Origin of the sequence: Micromonospora sp. NPDC050417, from assembly GCF_044458865.1 — a bacterium.
GTDB lineage: Bacteria > Actinomycetota > Actinomycetes > Mycobacteriales > Micromonosporaceae > Micromonospora_G.
In genome coordinates this window covers 42,105-57,555 of the sequence record NZ_JBITIH010000011.1, presented here as the reverse complement: position 1 = coordinate 57,555, position 15,451 = coordinate 42,105, and the positions used below count along the sequence as shown (strand labels likewise).

At 72.3% G+C, this 15,451-nt stretch carries 14 protein-coding genes; 7 read left to right on the top strand and 7 right to left on the bottom strand.

Features of this window, described 5'->3' with window-relative positions:
- Window positions 1–900 (top strand): ribonuclease III, encoded by a 900-nt coding sequence (gene rnc / locus ACIBF5_RS16110; protein WP_396812221.1) that lies wholly within the window; start codon window positions 1–3, stop codon window positions 898–900.
- Window positions 901–1,019: 119 nt separating this feature from the next.
- Window positions 1,020–1,877: a bifunctional DNA-formamidopyrimidine glycosylase/DNA-(apurinic or apyrimidinic site) lyase gene (gene mutM, locus ACIBF5_RS16105; RefSeq protein WP_396812219.1), complete on the top strand. Its 858-nt coding sequence runs from the start codon at window positions 1,020–1,022 to the stop codon at window positions 1,875–1,877.
- Between the two features lie 44 nt (window positions 1,878–1,921).
- On the opposite strand, the gene ACIBF5_RS16100 is transcribed toward mutM, so the two are convergent.
- From ACIBF5_RS16100 to ACIBF5_RS16085, 4 genes are all read right to left on the bottom strand, one after another.
- Complete coding sequence (locus ACIBF5_RS16100; protein ID WP_396812217.1) at window positions 1,922–2,770, bottom strand: hypothetical protein; 849 nt, start codon at window positions 2,768–2,770, stop codon at window positions 1,922–1,924.
- Window positions 2,771–2,775: 5 nt separating this feature from the next.
- Window positions 2,776–3,381 (bottom strand): RNA polymerase sigma factor, encoded by a 606-nt coding sequence (locus tag ACIBF5_RS16095; protein ID WP_396812215.1) that lies wholly within the window; start codon window positions 3,379–3,381, stop codon window positions 2,776–2,778.
- Between the two features lie 226 nt (window positions 3,382–3,607).
- Window positions 3,608–4,525: an endo alpha-1,4 polygalactosaminidase gene (locus ACIBF5_RS16090; protein ID WP_396812214.1), complete on the bottom strand. Its 918-nt coding sequence runs from the start codon at window positions 4,523–4,525 to the stop codon at window positions 3,608–3,610.
- A gap of 113 nt (window positions 4,526–4,638) precedes the next feature.
- A complete protein-coding gene (locus tag ACIBF5_RS16085; RefSeq protein WP_396812212.1) occupies window positions 4,639–5,403 on the bottom strand; it encodes a CAP domain-containing protein in 765 nt (254 codons plus the stop codon).
- Window positions 5,404–5,775: 372 nt separating this feature from the next.
- On the opposite strand from ACIBF5_RS16085, the gene ACIBF5_RS16080 reads away from it, so the two are divergent.
- From ACIBF5_RS16080 to ACIBF5_RS16070, 3 genes are all read left to right on the top strand, one after another.
- Window positions 5,776–5,970 (top strand): hypothetical protein, encoded by a 195-nt coding sequence (locus ACIBF5_RS16080; RefSeq protein WP_396812210.1) that lies wholly within the window; start codon window positions 5,776–5,778, stop codon window positions 5,968–5,970.
- A 402-nt stretch (window positions 5,971–6,372) separates the two neighbouring features.
- Window positions 6,373–9,951, top strand: coding sequence for a chromosome segregation protein SMC (gene smc / locus ACIBF5_RS16075; RefSeq protein WP_396812208.1), 3,579 nt, complete (start codon window positions 6,373–6,375; stop codon window positions 9,949–9,951).
- Entirely contained in the window at window positions 9,951–10,571 is a 621-nt protein-coding gene (locus tag ACIBF5_RS16070) for an HAD-IA family hydrolase (RefSeq protein WP_396812206.1), read from the top strand. The genes smc and ACIBF5_RS16070 overlap by 1 nt, the downstream gene beginning before the upstream one ends.
- A 25-nt stretch (window positions 10,572–10,596) precedes the next feature.
- On the opposite strand, the gene ACIBF5_RS16065 is transcribed toward ACIBF5_RS16070, so the two are convergent.
- Together ACIBF5_RS16065 and ACIBF5_RS16060 are read right to left on the bottom strand one after the other, a co-directional pair.
- Window positions 10,597–11,118, bottom strand: a complete 522-nt coding sequence (locus ACIBF5_RS16065; protein WP_396812205.1) for a universal stress protein — start codon at window positions 11,116–11,118, stop codon at window positions 10,597–10,599.
- Window positions 11,115–11,279, bottom strand: coding sequence for a hypothetical protein (locus ACIBF5_RS16060; RefSeq protein ID WP_396812203.1), 165 nt, complete (start codon window positions 11,277–11,279; stop codon window positions 11,115–11,117). The genes ACIBF5_RS16065 and ACIBF5_RS16060 overlap by 4 nt, the downstream gene beginning before the upstream one ends.
- Window positions 11,280–11,500: 221 nt before the next feature.
- Between ACIBF5_RS16060 and ACIBF5_RS16055 the strand changes: the two genes are divergently transcribed.
- Complete coding sequence (locus ACIBF5_RS16055; protein ID WP_396812202.1) at window positions 11,501–12,217, top strand: hypothetical protein; 717 nt, start codon at window positions 11,501–11,503, stop codon at window positions 12,215–12,217.
- Between the two features lie 19 nt (window positions 12,218–12,236).
- Here ACIBF5_RS16055 and ACIBF5_RS16050 read toward each other — a convergent pair whose 3' ends face one another.
- On the bottom strand, window positions 12,237–14,093 hold the full coding sequence (locus ACIBF5_RS16050; RefSeq protein WP_396812201.1) for an alkaline phosphatase D family protein: 1,857 nt from the start codon (window positions 14,091–14,093) through the stop codon (window positions 12,237–12,239).
- Window positions 14,094–14,245: 152 nt separating this feature from the next.
- Here ACIBF5_RS16050 and ftsY point away from each other — a divergent pair, with 152 nt between their 5' ends.
- Complete coding sequence (ftsY, locus tag ACIBF5_RS16045) at window positions 14,246–15,451, top strand: signal recognition particle-docking protein FtsY (RefSeq protein WP_396812199.1); 1,206 nt, start codon at window positions 14,246–14,248, stop codon at window positions 15,449–15,451.

Below are 15,451 nucleotides of genomic sequence, written 5' to 3'. Positions count from 1 at the left end.
ATGAGCAACGACAAGCGCCGACGCGCCCCGATCGGGTACCTGGAGGCAGCCTTCGGCGTCAGCCTCGACCCGGAGCTGCTGGAGCGGGCGTTGACCCACCGCTCCTTCGCGTACGAGAACGGTGGTCTGCCGACCAACGAGCGGTTGGAGTTCCTGGGCGACTCGGTGCTCGGTGTGGTGATCACCGCAGCGCTCTTCCACAACCACCCGGACCTGCCCGAGGGTCAACTGGCGAAGCTGCGCGCGAGCGTGGTGAACATGCGCGCGTTGGCGGACGTCGCCCGTGGCCTGGGACCGGAGGGGCTCGGCCCCTACCTCCTGCTCGGCAAGGGGGAGGAGACCACCGGCGGGCGGGACAAGGCGAGCATCCTCGCCGACACCCTCGAAGCCCTGCTCGGCGCGATCTACCTTCAGTACGGGCTGGACACCGCCGGGATCGTGATCCACCGGCTCTTCGACCCGCTGATGGCGGAGTCGGCCGGGCGGGGGGCGGCCCTGGACTGGAAAACCAGCCTGCAGGAGCTGACCGCGGCGCTCGGGCTCGGAGTGCCGGAGTACCGGATCGACGACACCGGTCCGGACCACGCCAAGACGTTCACCGCCTGGGTGGTGGTCGCCGGTCGCAGGTACGGCGGCGCCGACGGGCGGAGCAAGAAGGAAGCTGAGCAGCGTGCTGCGGAGGCCGCCTGGCGGATCCTCTCCGAACCAGCCGACACCGAACCAACCGAAACCGGACCGAGTGGGACCGAACAAGCCGAAACCGGACCGAGCGGGACCGAGGCGACGGTGACCGGAGCCGCGGAACCGGCCGACTCCGCGACGACCGGGTCCGGTGAAGCCGTCGGCGCGTCGACACCCGCCGCCCCGGGCGACGAGGAGAGCGACCGCGACGTCTCCTGAGTACGCTCGACGTTCGCGCGCCGCAGGCGCCCGCTGTCGCCGCGAGGAAGCCGACGGCCAGCCAGGGGGCGCCCCGGACGTCATCCTGATCGCGCCGTACCCGAGGTGAGGTTTGCGAAATGCCTGAGCTGCCCGAGGTGGAGACCGTCCGGCAGGGCCTGGCCAAGTGGGTGACCGGTCGGCGGATCGCCACGGTCGAGGTGCGCCACCCGCGTGCCGTACGCCGGCACCTCGCCGGTGACGCGCACTTCGCGGCCGTACTCGCCGGTCGGACCGTGCTCGACGCGCTCCGCCGGGGCAAGTACCTCTGGCTGCCGCTGGACAGCGGCGACGCGGTGATCGGACATCTGGGCATGTCGGGGCAGTTGCTGGTGCAACCGGCGGCGGCCCCGGACGAGACACACCTGCGGGTCCGGTTCGGGTTCGACGACGACGGACCCGAGCTGCGCTTCGTCGACCAGCGCACCTTCGGCGGTCTCTCGGTCTCCGAAGGTGGCGCGGAGCTGCCGGCGGAGATCGCGCACATCGCCCGGGACCCGATCGACCCGGCCTTCTCCGACGACGACTTCGTGGCCGCGTTGCGACGCAAACGTACGGAGATCAAGCGGGCCCTGCTCGACCAGACGTTGGTCTCCGGGGTGGGGAACATCTACGCCGACGAGGCGCTCTGGCGGGCGAAACTGCACGGCACCCGGCCGGCGGACGCGCTGACCGGGCCGGCCGCCCGACGACTGCTCGGCCACGTCCGGGACGTTCTCGGGGAGGCCCTGATCCAGGGCGGCACCAGCTTCGACGCGCTGTACGTCAACGTCAACGGCGAGAGCGGCTACTTCGACCGGTCGCTCAACGCGTACGGGCGGGAGGGGCTGCCGTGTCACCGCTGCGGCAGCCCGATTCGGCGGGAGTCGTTCATGAACCGCTCGTCGTACAGCTGTCCCCGCTGCCAGCCCCGGCCCCGGGCAACCGCCGTCGGTTGACGGGGCAGCCGGGGCCGGGACCTGCGCCCGCAGGCGCGTTCGGGCTAGCGGGGCGGGAAAGCGGTGGGTCCGCTGACCTGGACGAACCGGGCGCCGTTCCACCGGTAGCCGCGTTCCTGGGACACCGGCTGCTCGCTGTAGCGCTGATTGACGGTGGCGACGAGGATGCCGTCGCGTACCCGTACCGTGCCGTAGTTCTCACCTACCGGACCGGCGTAGCCGAGGCCCACGAGTTCGCCGTCCCGTTCGGTGACGACCAGGAGCTGGCCCGAGCCGTCACCGCTGTCGCCCTCGGTGTGTTCGCAGTGGAAGTGGATGACGGCCTCCACCCGCCCGTCGCGGTCGAGGTCGCCGTGGGCGAGCGCGGTGGAATCGACCTTGATGGTGCGGGCGCCGACCACGGTCGTCTCGCCCCGGCTGGTGAATCGGCCGGTCGGGCAGGTGGAACCGGCCCGGTCGGTGGGGAGGCGGATGGTGGTCCGCTGCCAGTTCACCTCGCGGATGTCCAGAGCGGGCCGCCCGCTCGTCCGCGACGGGCTGCCCGGCGTGCTGCTGGGGGTCGGCGGGGTGACGCTCGGCGTGGTGGGTGTCGGGGTGCCGGTCGGGCTCGGGACGCCGGTGGTGGCAGGCGCCGAGGGAGGCGGAGGCACCGGTGTGGGCTGCCCGGACGTGCCGAGCTGCCCGGCGAGCAGGGTGCCGCTGGCCGTCGCGAGGACGACGGCGAAGGTCGCCGCGACGCCGGTCCGGCGTCGGGTGCGGCGCTGGGCCGCCGTCGCGATCCAGCTCACCGACGGCGCGGTGACAGCCTCGTGGGCGGTGTCCCGGTAGGACATCAGCAGGGCGTGCGAAGCGGGATCGGAATCAGGGCCGGTTTCCAGAGGAATGTGGGGCATGACGGTCACCGCCTCGGGAGGTCGTCGTGGGAGTTCTGTTCCCGTCTGGTGCCGGGGCCCGATTCGGCGAGGTGGACCGCGAGCTGGGCGCGGCCCCGGTGCAACCAGGACATCACGGTGCCTTTCGGTACGCCGAGTTCCGTGGCCACGGTCAGCACCGGCAGATCCGCGAGGTAGTGCAGCACCACCGCCCGGCGTTGTCGGTCGGGCAGCCTCCGCAGGGCCGCCACCAGGGCGACATGATCCGGGCTTGGTGCCGGGCTGGCTGCGGGTGGCTGCTGGCGGCGCATGGTCCGGGCGGCGAGGGCCACCCGACGCAGCCGGCTGGTCGCCAGGTTCCAGGCCACCCGGCGTACCCAACTGGTCGGTTCGTCGTACCGGCAGACTGCCGGCCATCGCTGCCAGGCGCGGATGAACGCCTCCTGGACCACGTCCTCGGCTTCGGCCTGGTCGCCGAGGTAGGCGTGGATCTGGGCCACCAGCCGGCGGTACGACCCTTCGAAGAAGCTGTCGAATCCGGCACGTCCCGTGATGTCGACCACCGGCCCGCCGGACTGGACCTCGATGGTGGTGGGATCGGTCGCACCGGCTCGCACCGGTCTCTCCCCCATGCTCGTCTCCCCCCGCTCCGGCCCCGGCTGCCGGGGCTCGTACTCGTCACGCCCGCCGGGGTGGGGTGATTGCGTCCTCGACCCCGGGTGTCGCCAGCACGACAGCCAGCCGGTGGGACAGACGACAGCACCGTGGGTGGACACGACAGGGGGGCCGGGCGCGGATCCGGCGGACCCGGATGCCGCTCGCCGCGCCCAGGGTAGGGAGCCGCACCAAGAGGGTGGGTCAGCGTGCCGGTGGGGCGGTCAGGCAGAGGTCGCGCCAGGGGCCGAGATCGGGCTCCTTGCGGATGGTGGCGAAGCCGTAGCCCTGGGCCGCTACGCAGGTGTCGTCGGCCAGTTCGTCGTACTCGACCTGGAAGACCGGTTTCCGCGCCTCGACGAAGGGCAGCAACTGGTCACATTCGGCCTGCTGGAAGCACTGCTCGTTGACCGCGAAGTCGAAGGACGGCTCCAGGGCCACCACCTGTTCGAGATCGTTCGTCAGGCCGGGGGAGAGCTTCGCCGAGCGGGCGAGGGCGGCGAGCCGGCGGTTGAAGACGAGTTGGTCGTCGAAGGTGAGCGGGAAACCGGACTCCCGGGCGTATCCGTCCATGTGCGCCGGCATGACGGCGGTGAAGCCCTTGCCGTAGCAGAGCCGGAACCGGTCGGCGAGCACCGGTTCGAGTGCCGACCACTGCCGGATGTCCAGCCAGCGGTCGCCATCGGCGTGCGCCGGGGCGCCGAGCACGGTCTCCGGGAAGCGTTCGGCGTCGGGACGGTCGGGTTCGTACGTGCCGACGCTGACGTAGCAGACCGCCCGCCGGTCGCGTTCGCGTAGCCGGCGGATGTCCTCGACCGGCGTACGGAAGGCGTCGAGTACGAACACCTCGGCGTCGACGTTCGGGTCGAACTCGCCGCGTAGCTGCCACTGCCAGGTGGGGGTGGGTCCGGCCGGCCAGGGCGGGATCGCCACCGGCCGCGCCCACTGCGGTACGCAGCCCGACAGCGCCGGTGCGAGCAGGAGCAGTACGAGCAGCAGGAGTGCCGCAGGGGCCGGTGGGCGCGGGCTGAGTCGGCGGGGTGGGTCGGGTAGGGCCGCACGGCGTCCGGTTCCGGCCGTTCGAAGCGGTCGGAACCGGTGTCCGGGTGCCCGCCCGGGCATGGATCAGTGGGCCGCGGTTGTCAAGAGCAGCACACCCCCTCGTGGGGGCTCAACGATCCAGCCGCTGGTACGGCACGGCCCAGCGCACTTCCGGGCGCTCGGACGACGGGCGCTCAGACGACGGTGCCGAAGACCTGGGTCCAGTAGAGGCGGCCGGCCGAGTTGGCCGCGATGCCGACGCCGATCGCCTTCGCGTCGCAGTTGAGGATGTTCGTCCGGTGGCCCTGGCTGTTCATCCAGCCGTCCATCACCGCGGCCGGGGTGGCGTACCCCATGGCCACGTTCTCGCTCATCGGGTTGGCGTAGCCGGCCTCCCGCGCCCGGTCGACGAACGAGCTGCCGTCGCTGCCCTCGTGCGACATCTTGTCGTGTACGGCCTGGTCCTCGCTGTGCAGTCGGGCGGCCTCGGCCAGTTTCGTGTTGATCGAGACGGTGCCGCAGCCGTTGGCGGCCCGTTCCTGGTTGACGATCTCCACGACCTGTTCCTCGCGGCTGTCGGCCTTGCTGACCACCTTCGGCGCCTTGCTCGGGGTACGCGACGGCGTGGGGCGTGACGACGGGGTCGCTCTGCCGCTCGGCGTCGGCCGGAGGCGGGGCGTCGCGCTCGGGGTGGGGGCGTTGCCGAGGATTCCGATGCCCTCGGGCTCGGCGGAGGCGGTGGTCGGGTCGGCTGGGGCCGCCTCCGGTGAGCTGGCCAGGCCGATCGGCATGACCGCGGCGCCGACCCCGAGCATCACCAGGAGCAGGGTGACCGCGGTGGCGAGGCCGACGGGCCCCGGAAGGCGGGTGGGGCCGCGGTGCCGCCCGGTGGAGCGTTCCGGGGCGGAGTGCCGCTGCGTCCGGTCGCCGCCTGCCCTCCGCTCGGATCGCCCGTGCACGCGTACGCCTCCGGTTGGTTTTCGGGGAGTGCTGGCTGGTGCGGACGCTACGCGCGGGCGGGTTGGGCGGGCAACGTGGCTAAGGAAGATCTAAGACAGCGGCTGGTATCCGGTTGACCAGCCAGAGCTAGACTTTGAGTGTCCGAACAGCGACCTTGTTCGTGCCATGTGGCGGCCTTCGGTAAGCAAACCGGTTGACATGAGAGTGATCTGCGCCCGGTCCAACTTGACGAAGCGGGGACATCGGCACACTATAGAGGTGTCGCCAGTCGCGCCCGATCATGCCCGCGTGTTCCTGCGGGTAGGTAGTCGCGAACGAGTTGGGCGCGCGTTGGCCGGCCTTTCCGGCAGCGCATTACAAGGAGACGCAATATGGCGAAGGCCCTCTACGGCCACGTTGGTGCGGCGCCCGACCGGCGCCTGCTCGACGAGGTCACCCGACTGCGTTCCAGGGTTCAGGCACTCGAGTTCGAGATCACCCGGTTGCGTGCCGACAACGATCGGCTCGAAGCGGCGGTGGCCGAGGCAGACGACCTGCTGCGGATCGCCGAACCGGCACTGACCTGATCGAGGGGGCGCCGGGACCGGCGCCCACCGCCCGTACTCCTGAATCGCACCAGCACCGATCGCGCGCCGACACATTTGTGGCGGCGCGCAGCTTTTTGTCCGAACCCGGGCCGTCGGTTCGGGCGCTCGGCACCGTTCGCGCCGCCCCTGAAGTCACCCACGGTAGTGATCTTGATTTGGGGTGACCGGGACCGCAGGGTCACGGCCAGGTAGCGGACCGGCCTGGGGTGCGTGCCGCGTCGGTCGGGAGACCGGTTCGGGTTACGCTGCGGGTTGACCAGGTCCCCGCGGCCGGGAGTGGCCGGCTGGCCCAGACGACCACGGTGGCGACGAGTCCCGGCGGCCGGATCGCGTCACGGCCGCCCGACAGACCGGCGCTCGCGCCGGACGAGGATCGGCAACGTGTATCTGAAGAGCCTGACGGTGAAGGGGTTCAAGTCCTTCGCCTCCGCGACGACGCTCCGCCTGGAACCGGGCATCACCTGTGTGGTGGGGCCGAACGGCTCCGGCAAGTCGAACGTCGTCGACGCCATCGCCTGGGTGCTCGGCGAGCACAGTGCCAAGGCACTGCGCGGCGGCAAGATGGAGGACGTCATCTTCGCCGGCACCGCCGGCCGGGCACCGCTCGGGCGTGCCGAGGTGACACTGACGATCGACAATACCGACGGCGCGCTGCCGATCGACTACACCGAGGTCTCGATCACCCGCCGGATGTTCCGTTCCGGCGAGAGCGAGTACGAGATCAACGGGAACTCCTGCCGCCTCCTCGACATCCAGGAACTTCTCTCCGACTCGGGCATCGGCCGAGAGATGCACGTCATCGTCGGACAGGGCCAGCTCGACGCCGTACTGCACGCCAAGCCGGAAGACCGGCGGGCGTTCATCGAGGAGGCGGCCGGCGTACTCAAGCATCGCAAGCGCAAGGAGAAGGCGCTTCGCAAGCTCGACGCCATGCAGACCAACCTCAACCGGCTCACCGACCTCACCGCCGAGCTGCGGCGACAACTCAAGCCGCTGGGCCGGCAGGCCGAGGTGGCCCGCCGCGCAGCCGCGATCCAGGCCAACCTGCGTGACGCCCGACTCCGGCTGCTCGCCGACGACCTTGCCACCCTGCGCACCACCCTGGACAAGGAGATCGCCGACGAGGCCGCCCTGCGGGACCGGCGGGAGCAGGTCGAGGCGGAGCACACCGAGGTCCAGCACCGGCTGGCCGAGCTGGAGGAGGCGCTCGCCGAGGACGCGCCACTGCTCACCCGCGCCCAGGAGACCTGGTACAAGCTCTCCGCGTTGCAGGAGCGGTTCCGCTCCACCGAACAACTCGCCCGGGAGCGGCTGCGGCACCTGAGCGCCACCCCGGACGACGAGCGGCCCGGCCGCGACCCCGACCAGCTCGCCGCCGAGGCGGAGGCGGTCCGGGCGCACGAGGAGGAACTACGGGGCGCCCTCACCGACGACCAGATCCGGCTGGCCGAGGCGGTGGAGAGCCGCCAGCAACTCGAACGCCAGCTCGCCGAGGCCGAACGGGCCCTCGTCACCGCCGCCAAGGCGATCGCCGACCGGCGGGAGGGGCTCGCCCGGCTGACCGGGCAGGTCAACTCGGCGCGGGCCCGTACCGGCACCGCAGCCGAGGAGATCGCCCGGCTCGCCGCCGCGCACGCCGACGCCCAGGGGCGGGCCGAACGGGCCCAGGCCGAGGTGGACGCGGTCGCGGCACAGTCGACCGCCGCCGACCGCGACAACGCCGACCTGGACACCCGACACGCCGAGGCGCAGGCCGCGCACGAGGCCGCCAACGCCGCCGTACGGGCGCTCTCCGACGCCGAACGGCGGGCGGAGAAGGACGCGGCGACCTGGAAGGCCCGCGAGGAGGCGCTCGCCATGGGGCTGCGCCGCAAGGACGGCGCCGGGGCGCTGCTGGCCCGCGCCGACCAGGTCCCGGGACTGCTCGGCGGGCTCGCCAGTCTGTTGACGGTGGCGCCCGGCAACGAGGCGGCGCTCGCCGCCGCGCTCGGCGGGCTCGCCGACGCGGTCGCGGTCAGCGGCGTGGACGAGGCCGCCGAGGCGATGCGGCTCCTCAAGATCCAAGACGCCGGACGGGCCAGCCTGCTGGTCGGCGGTGCCGCCGGTCCCGGCATGATCGGTTCCTTGGACGCGCTCCGACCCGCGCTGCCCGAGGGCGCGCGCTGGGCGCCGGACCTGGTCGGCTGCCCCGAGGAACTCCGCCCGGCGGTGCACCGGGCGCTGCGTGACGTCGTACTCGTCGACGACCTGGAGGCGGCGACCCAGCTGGTCGGCGCGAACCCCGAGCTGCGCGGGGTCACGCCGGACGGCGACGTGGTCGGCGCCTACGCCGCCGCCGGCGGATCAGCCAAGGCTCCGAGCTTCATCGAGGTGCAGGCCGCCGTCGAGGAGGCCCGCACCAACCGGCTCACCGCCGAGGAGACCATCGCCGAACTCGCCGGACAGCTCGCCGACGCCCGCGCCGAGGTGGCCGAGCGGAAAGAGGCCGTCACCACCGCCGCCGCGATCAAGCGGGAGGCCGAGGGGCAGCGCAACGCCGCCGCCCGCCGGCTCGCCGAACTCGGCGCCGCCGCCCGCTCCGCCAAGGCCGAAACCGACCGGCTGGCCGAGTCCCGGGCCCGCGCCGAGCAGGCCCGCGACGCCGACCTGGCCGGCCTGGCCGAACTGGAGGAGCGGCTGCGGCTCGCCGAGGCGACCCCGATCGACGCCGAACCGTCCACCGAGGAACGCGACGAACTCGCCAGTTACCTGCCGCCGGCCCGGCAGAACGAGATGGAGGTACGGCTCGCCGTCCGTACCGCCGAGGAACGGGTCGCCGCGATCGCCGGCCGGGCCGACTCGCTGACCCGCCAGGCGAACGCCGAGCGGGCCGCCCGCGAGCGCGCCGCCGCCCGCCGGGCCGCCCGCGCCCGGGGCGCCGCCATCGCCCGCGCGGTCGAGTACGGCGCCCGCGAGGCGCTGACCCGGGTGGTGGTCTCGCTTGGCGCCGCCGAACGGACCCGGGACGAGATCGCCCGCGCCCGCGCCGGCCGGGAGGCCGAACTCCAGGAGGTACGCGGCGCCGCGAAACGCCTCGGCGCCGACCTGGAGCGGCTGACCAGCGCGGTGCACCGCGACGAGGTGGCCCGCGCCGAACAGCGGATGCGGATCGAACAGTTGGAGATCAAGGCCGCCGAGGACTTCGCCCTCGACGTGGAGACGCTGATCAGCGAGTACGGGCCGCAGCAGCTCGTACCGCCCACCCCGGCGGACGTGGCGGCGGCCGAGCGGGACGGCACCCCGGTCCCCGAGCCGGTGCCGTTCGAGCGCCCGGTGCAGGAGAAGCGGGCCGCCAAGGCCGAACGGGAGCTGGGCCTGCTGGGCAAGGTGAACCCGCTCGCGCTGGAGGAGTTCGCCGCCCTGGAGGAACGCTTCAAGTTCCTCTCCGAGCAGCTTGAGGATCTCAAGGCCACCCGACGTGACCTGCTCACCGTGGTCAAGGACGTGGACGACCGGATCCTGGAGGTCTTCGCCAGCGCCTTCGCCGACACCGCCCGCGAGTTCGAGCAGGTCTTCACCGTGCTCTTCCCCGGCGGCGAGGGTCGGCTGATCCTGACCGACCCGGACGACCTGCTCACCACCGGCGTCGAGGTCGAGGCCCGCCCGCCGGGCAAGAAGATCAAGCGGCTCTCGTTGCTCTCCGGTGGCGAACGGTCGCTGACCGCGGTCGCGATGCTGGTCGCGATCTTCCGCGCCCGGCCCAGCCCGTTCTACATCATGGACGAGGTGGAGGCGGCCCTCGACGACGTCAACCTCGGCCGCCTGATCACCCTGATGGCCCAGCTCAGGGAGAAGAGCCAGCTCATTATCATCACCCACCAGAAGCGCACCATGGAAGTGGCGGACGCGCTCTACGGCGTCACCATGCGCAACGGGGTCACCGAGGTGATCAGCCAGCGGCTCAGCAGGGAAGAGGATTGATGGCTCGGGAGCGGGCGACGGCGCTGCTCGTCGACTTGGACGGCGTACTGCGACAGTGGGATCCGGCGGTCACCGAGGCGGTGGAGCGGGAGTTCGGACTTCCGGCCGGCGCACTGCTGGAGACCGCGATGCGCTGGTCGCTGCTCCAGCCGGCGGTCACCGGACAGATCAGCCACCTGGACTGGATGACCGGTGTCGCGGAGGCACTGGCGGAGCCGGCCGGCGGCCGGGAACGCGCGCTGGCCGCGGTCGACCAGTGGCAGGCGTACCGGGGGGTGGTCGACCCGGACGTACTCGCCTTCGTCCGGGAGGTGCGCGCCTCGGGTCACCGGGTCGCGCTGGCCACCAACGCCACCGACCGGCTCGACACCGACCTGGCCGTGCTGGAACTGGTCGACGAGGTCGACCTGGTGCTCAACTCCTCCGTGCTCGGCGTGCACAAGCCGGCGAAGGAGTTCTTCCAGCAGGCGTGCCAGGCGCTCGCCACCCCACCGGGCCGGGTGCTCTTCGTCGACGACGACGACCGTTCGGTACGCGGCGCCCGCGCGGCCGGGCTGTCGGCGTACCGCTGGAGCGGGCCCGCCGACCTGCCGTACCTGCGGGCCGCGCTCGCCGACTGAACCCGGCCGGGCGGGCGGGGGTCGGCTACGGGACGACGACGACCGGCCAGTGACCGGACTTCACCAGCCGGGCGGCGATCGAGCCGACGAGCCGGTGCCCGGCCTGGGTGGAGGCTCCGACCACCACCATGTCCGCCCGTACCTCGTCGGCGACGGTGCGCAGTTCGGCGTACGGCTCGCCGCGGCGGCCGAGGAAGGTCAGCGGTACGCCCAACTCCTCGGCGGCGCTGCCGATCTCCGCACGCAGTTCGGCGGCGAGTTCTTCGAGCGCGTCCTGCACCTGCCCGCCGACGCCCGGGGTCAGCGAGGCGAGTACGGGCGGCGCCGCCACGAAGACGACCACCAGTTGGCTGCCCTGCCGGCGGGCCAGGCCGGCGGCGTACGCGACCGCCCGCATCGAGGTGACGGTGCCGTCGACCCCGGCGAGCACGACCTTCGGCCCGTCGGTGCCGCGTTCGAACGGGGACGGGGCGTCGGCCGGGCTGTACCGCTGCGGTTCGGCGCGGCTCGGGTCGTACGCCGGTGGGTCGGTCGGTTCGACGGTCATCGGATCGCTCCTTCTGCGCCGGTAGCGGGGATGGCCGGGCCGTCGTGGGGTTGCTCGGGGCCGGCTGCCGAGAGCTGGCCGCCGCTCTGCTGGTGCAACGGGACCTCCTTGATGACAACGACCGTGCTCAGGGTGATCAGGGCGAAGGAGCCGCGGTCCACCCGGCAAAAGCCTACGACCCGGACCGGGCACCACCCACCCGACGCCGATCCGTCCACCCGATCCGTCCGCCCGACCCGCCGGCACTCAACGAACCTTCAGCGATCTTCCCGGAGCTTGCCAGCCGTAGCGCGCATCGTTGGACGAGCCGCGCACCGTTCCTGACGTGCGGCCGGACACCGCCCGGTGTCGTCTCGTAGACCGTACGGAGGGAACCGCCACCATGCCGAGTGAGAGCCGGAAGGCACGCGCCGCAGCCGCCCGGAAGGCGATGGAACGCGCGCGGCAGCAGGAGCGTCGGCAACGGCGACTGATCTTCGGTGCAGCCATCGGCCTTGCCGTTGCGGTCATCGTCGCGGTCAGCCTGGTGGTCTCCCTCGACCACCCGGGCAGCACGGCGTCGGCCCACTCGGCGGCCCAGTCGATTCCGACCACACCGCCCGCGACCGCCGAGGGGCGTACGGAGCAGCCGCCCTGGTCGGCCCCGGCGGACACCACCACCCAGGTACGCGCCGCCGGACTGCCCATGCTCGACGCGGAGGGCACCGTGGAGCACATCCACGCCCACCTCGACGTCATCGTCGACGGCAAACCGGTCGTGGTGCCGGCGGAACTCGGCATCGACCAGGCCACCGGCGAGATCAGCCCGTTGCACACCCACGACACCAGTGGCGTACTGCACATCGAGTCGCCGGTCCAGGCCGACTTCAGCCTGGGGCAGCTCTTCACCGAGTGGCAGGTGGCGCTCTCGGAGAACCAGATCGGTGGGCTCCAGGCCGGTGACGGCAAGGTGCTCCAGGCGTACGTGAACGGCAAGGCGGTCACGGGCAACCCGGCGGGCATCGTCCTGCACGCCCACGACGAGATCGCGATCGTCTACGGCACCGCCGCCCAGCAGGCCAACCCGCCGTCGAGCTACGCCTTCCCGGACGGGCTCTAGGCCGGACACCGTCGCGCGGTCAACGTGACGCGCTGAGTCGTTTCCGCCCGACCGTCACCAACGTCCCGTCCTTGCGGGTGCCCTCGATCAGTACGTCGGCGACCCGGCCGTCGTGTGCCAGGGTGCTGATCGCGTTGCCGAAGTACGGCCCGGTCAGCCTCCGCCACCGTACGCTCGGCCGGGGCACCCCGGCGGTACGCGCCAGTGCCCGCGCCGCCCCGATCGGTCCGGCCCACCAGCCGAGCTTGAGCAGCGGGCGCATGAAGGCGGGCACCTGGTTGTGGATCGGTGAACAGGTGAGCTGGTGCACCGGGGTGGTGACCTCGCCGGCGAACCGGGCCCGGGCCACGTACGAGTGGTGCACGTCGCCGGAGAGGACGCTGATCGACGCCGGTGCCGGGTACGCCGGACCCGCCCCGACCGGCACCGTCCCGCCGCCCGTCCCGTTTCCGCCTGCGCCGCCGCTACCCGTCCCGTTTCCGCCCGTGTCGGCCCCGTCGCCGATCACACCGCCCGTGTCGGCCCCGTCGCCGATCACACCGCTGGTCTGGGCGGTGCCGAGGCGGGCGAAGAGCGCGGCGAGTGCCTCGAACGAGCGGTCGAAGGCCGCCCAGTGTTCCAGGTCGAAGGCGCGACGAAGCCGTTCGGCGAGCGCCGCCACCCGGGGTCGGCGCGAGTCGGCCAGTCGCTCGTTCCACGACTCGACGTGGTGTACCGCGGGCGGCAGCAGCCAGGGCAGGGACGAGCCGACCACCAGGTGGTCGTACCGGCCGTGGGCCCGGTCGACGAACCAGGCCCACTCCTGCGGCGAGAGCATCGAACGGCGGGCCCGGTCGAGCACCCGACCGCACCGGTTGTCGAGCATCACCAGCCGGGTCCGGCCGATGTCGAGCCCGTAGCTCCACTGGTAGCGCCCGACCTGGACCGGCCCGCCGAGCGGGTCGGCACCGGGACCGGTGGTGGCGCTGCTGTCCGCGGCGGCCTCCGAGACGTGCGCGTCGACCTGCGCGCCGAACTCCCGTAGCACCGAGGTCGCGTCCTCGGCGGCGACCACCTTGGCGTAGACCGGGTCGGCCGCCACCTCGTCCGGGTCGAGGTTGCCCAGGTGCTGGTACACCCAGTAGGAGGCGATCCCGCTCGCGATCCGCTCGTTCCACCAGGGCTGCTCGGCGACCTCCGTCCGCCAGCGGGCGGAGGTGTTCCAGTCGTCGATGATCTCGTGGTCGTCGAACATCATCACGCTCGGTACGGTCGCCAGCAGCCAGCGGATCTCCGGGTCGCGCCACGACTCCAGGTAGAGCTTGGTGTACTCGTCGAAGCTGACCACCTGGTCGGCCGGCGCGTCCGTGGGTCGGTTACGGCGCCGGCGCAGCAGCTTGCGGACCGTCGGTGAGGTGACGTCGGCGTAGACCTGGTCGCCGAGCAGCACCATCAGGTCGGGCAACTCGGCGGTCGTGTCCGAGCTGGCCATCAACCGCCGGGCGTACGCGTCGAGTGCGTCCGGCGGTAGCCGTCGCGCGGTGGAGTGCTGGGTGGTCTCCCGGCACGAGCCGAAGATCAGACGGACCGGTTCGGCCGCGTCGTCGGCCGCGCGGGTACGGATCACGCTCGGTGGGTACGTCGACTCGGGCAGCGGCCAGACCCGCTCCTCGTCGAGCCACACCTCGTACGCGGTCGCGCCGCCCGGGGTCAGTCCGTCGACCACCACCAGGGCGTAGTGGTGGCCGAAGGCGCTGAACGTTGGCGCCGTACCGCTGGCCCCGTCCGCGGTCTCGACCCGGACCACGGCCGGCGCGCTCGTCTCCACCCACACGGTGGCCCGCGTGCCGACCACTCGGCGCAGCAGTGGGCCGATCAGCAACCGGGATTCGGGCATGGCTGGACCTCCGAGGGGTGGATGGATCCATCCTTCCTACCCGGCTGCCCGGCACGCCACCCGGGTTTTGGCGCAGGGTACCGGTGATCTCCGTCGCGCCTGTCGGGAGCGGCGGCTGGGCCGGCCGAGTCGGCATCTGTCAGGATTCCCGCATGGAGTACCTCGTTCTCGCGCTGATCCTGCTAGGTGTGCTGCTGCTCGGCACGGTCGGCCTGGTCGTGCCACGGCTGCGCCGACGGCCCGAGCCGCCGTTGCCGGAGACGAGCGTGCGGACCCGCCCGACCGGGGAGGTGCCCGGGCCGACGGTTGAGGCCCCGGAGACGGAACGGGCCGCCACCGGCACCGTGACCGCGCCGCCGCCCGTCGAGCCGGTGGCGCCGCCCGTCGAGCCCGCACCGACGCTGGAGCGGCCGGAGCCGACCGCAGGACGGCTGGTCCGGCTCCGGGCCCGGCTCTCCCGGTCGCAGAACGTGTTCGGCAAGGGACTGCTCAGCCTCCTCTCCCGGGACCATCTCGACGAGGAGGTCTGGGAGGAGATCGAGGACGCCCTGATCGGGGCCGACGTCGGGGTGGACGCCACCCGGGAGATCGTCGACCGGCTGCGCGAGCGGACCGCGGTGCTCGGCACCCGTACCGCTGTCGAACTGCGTACGCTGCTCGCGGTCGAACTGGTCAACGCGCTCGATCCGGGGATGGACCGGTCGCTGCGGGCGGCCCCGCACGACGGCACCCCCGGGGTGGTGCTGGTCGTCGGGGTGAACGGCGCCGGCAAGACCACCACCTGCGGAAAGATCGCCCGGGTGCTGGTCGCGGACGGGCGTACGGTCCTGCTCGGTGCCGCGGACACGTTCCGGGCCGCCGCCGCCGAACAGCTCACCACCTGGGGTTCCCGGGTGGGTGCCGAGGTTGTCCGGGGGCCGGAGGGTGCCGACCCGGCGAGTGTGGCGTTCGACGCCGTCCGTCGGGGTATCGAGATCGGCGTGGACACGGTGCTGATCGACACCGCCGGCCGGTTGCAGAACAAGGTCGGCCTGATGGACGAACTGGGCAAGGTCAAGCGGGTGGTGGAGAAGCACGGCCCGGTGGACGAGACGCTGCTGGTGCTGGACGCCACCACCGGCCAGAACGGCCTGGAGCAGGCGCGGGTGTTCATGGAGGCGGTCGACGTGACCGGGGTGGTGCTGACCAAGCTCGACGGCACCGCCAAGGGCGGGATCGTGATCGCGGTGCAGCGCAAGCTTGGCCTGCCGGTGAAGCTGGTCGGCCTCGGCGAGGGCCCGGACGACCTGGCCCCGTTCGAGCCGGCCCAGTTCGTCGACGCGCTCATCGGCGTCGATCCGCTGGGAGCCGGGGCGTAA